The following is a 1,637-nucleotide window of genomic DNA, read 5'->3' on the forward strand; positions in this document are numbered from 1 at the left end:
AGATTCGACAAGGGGCGACCATTGTGCAATCGCAAGAAGATGACGGGGCGGAATGTCAATCCTGGTCTAACAGAGCCAAATGTTATCTACAACACGTCGGTTTACTTCGATAACGTCTATTCACCCCAGTGGTTTCAAGATGCTTTTGCGCAAAGAATTATTAAATCCATCGATAAAGGCAGTGTGGTTGGACTCGGCGCAATAAACACCAAGATCTTAGGCATCATCCCTCCTGAAAAGCTATCGGGAGGCACCAAGACGCTGCTGCTCATGTACTTCATGCCTCAGAACATATACAACGCCACAACCTGTAGCGACAATTGCGCTTACTGGATTCTAAGAATCGCCGCACAGCATGATCTGACGATCAACCTCTACCATCTGATGGATTTTGGAAACGGCAAGTTCACGGCAACCATTGCAAACACGGGTGATGTCGTTCACACGATGTTCGACCTTGTCCCTATAGCTGCAAAATGCCTAAGGGAAAAATCCTGACACACCATTTCGAAATCTAGACTATATCGGATAACATCGAGTTATATAAGCCTGTATAAACTTATCGCGGAAGTATCGAGCTTTCGTAATTTGTCTTAGTTAGTAGCCCACCATTGCTTTTTTCCAAGCTCAAAGCGAAAGAATGTTAAGGACTTCCTAAAAACCATTGCCTTAGGCCGATCGCATAGGGCGTAAAGATGGTGTAGGTAGTCGCCCTAACAATGTTTCAATACTCCTCCTATATAAGGTTCCGCAAAGGCCACCCGATGAACGACATCTAAATTGCGAGGGTCAAAAATAAGGGTATCGCTTGCAGCAAATAGCATTGGCATATAGGAGCTTTGAGCCAGTAAAGATCGACTAAGCAAACGGCAAGTACAAGGAACACATGAACGGTGGTAACCGGCGGCAAAAACACTAGTTTTGGCACATCATCAATGTCGATCTACGCAGTTCCGCAAGTACCGTTGGGGATAGAATAAATGCAGTAGCCGAAAATGAAATATCTTCCGATTGGCGCGGCATAAAAATAGAGGGCGTCCCATAAAGAGAAGCCCCCTTGCAAAACGGCCGAACCGCTTTTCGATGTGGGAAATATTTTGCACCAGATGCCTAGGAATCGCAAGACGGCATATCTTCAGCGTCACACAAATACCATGCGTCGATCACTTTTGACAAAAACGAGAAGGAGGAAGTGATGACCTCCGCACCTTTATAGTAGTTGATGTTGCGATTTGCCCTAGAAATAAACTTGGAAAGCGATCGTGCTTTGTGCTTAATAACGCCTTTAGACGACACCTCTTTGTGCAGATATAGCGTTGTGACAATCTGACGTATTCGCTCATTGCTCATCCTTGCCTTACGCTGATAAGAGCCAACCCCATCTATTTTGCTCAATGCCTTCATAACGCCGTTATTTGCCCTTCGGGCATTCTCGCCCGAAGCAAGACCATTAAGAATGCAACTATTGTGAGCACACGCGTTGCGGAGATCTTTTGCCGCTCGAAGCAAATAAAACCTATCGCGAAGCTCATCATCGTCAAACCGTTTGGCGCAAAACAAAAGGCTCTGTTAGACCAGGATTGACATTCCGCCCCGTCATCTTCTTGCGATTGCACAATGGTCGCCCCTTGTCGAAT

General features: G+C 45.8%; 1 protein-coding gene. It reads left to right on the top strand.

Features of this window, described 5'->3' with window-relative positions; translation table 11 throughout:
- A partial coding sequence (locus ACESUZ_RS10020; RefSeq protein ID WP_373199903.1) for a DUF4869 domain-containing protein occupies positions 1-498 on the top strand: 498 nt, incomplete at its 5' end.
- Between the last annotated feature and the right edge of the window lie 1,139 nt (positions 499-1,637).

It is taken from the genome of Collinsella aerofaciens ATCC 25986 (assembly GCF_964239575.1).
Classification (GTDB): Bacteria; Actinomycetota; Coriobacteriia; order Coriobacteriales; family Coriobacteriaceae; genus Collinsella; species Collinsella aerofaciens_BQ.